At 59.6% G+C, this 285-nt stretch carries 1 protein-coding gene; it reads left to right on the forward strand.

Annotated features, from left to right (window positions below):
• Nucleotides 1-285, forward strand: a 285-nt coding sequence (locus tag ACWGS9_RS36175) for an IS66 family transposase (protein WP_454509549.1), incomplete at both ends; no start/stop codon positions are given.

Genomic DNA, 285 nt, shown 5'->3' on the forward strand with positions numbered 1-285 from the left:
GCTCTGGCAGATCGAGGATGAAGTTCGCGGGCAGGCTCCCGAGATGCGGGTCAGGGCTCGCCAGGAAAACTCCGCGACCGTCGTCGCCGATCTCTTCGATATGTGGGAAAGGCAGCTCCCGCGGATATCCGGCAAATCGAAGCTTGCCGAGGCGATCCGCTATGCCCTTGCCAGACGCGTGGCGCTCGAGCGCTTTCTTGCCGACGGTCGTATCGAGATCGACTCCAACATTGTCGAGCGGGCGATCCGCCCGCAAACAATAACAAGAAAAAACAGTCTCTTTGC

The sequence above is a fragment of the Mesorhizobium sp. Arg314 genome, assembly GCF_053714275.1.